This window comes from Flavobacterium geliluteum (assembly GCF_017948595.1).
Classification (GTDB): Bacteria; Bacteroidota; Bacteroidia; order Flavobacteriales; family Flavobacteriaceae; genus Flavobacterium; species Flavobacterium flavipigmentatum.
On record NZ_JAGFBV010000105.1, the window covers coordinates 1 to 252 of the forward strand.

A 252-nucleotide genomic window follows, 5' to 3' on the forward strand; every position below is an offset into this window, starting at 1 on the left:
GCGTTTCTTTAGTTTACTTCTCCAGCCATTAAGAAGCATCAATTTAGCAACTTTCCTTTTGGATATTTTATATCCTTTTCTTTTTAACTGTTCTGCTATTCTAGGACTTCCATAAGTTTGACTGCTTTGGAGTTGCTACATTTACTGGGACATAAATTTTAAGACTGTTTAAATAAAAATAAATATCTTAGAATTATGAAAAAACGAGTTTACAGTGCTGAGTTTAAATCATCAGCAGTACGATTAAGTTAC

The 252-nt window shown here is 30.6% G+C and carries 1 pseudogene; it reads right to left on the bottom strand.

The features are described from left to right. Window positions 1–117: pseudogene (locus J3495_RS19535) on the bottom strand (IS3 family transposase); the annotation flags it as partial. Between the last annotated feature and the right edge of the window lie 135 nt (window positions 118–252).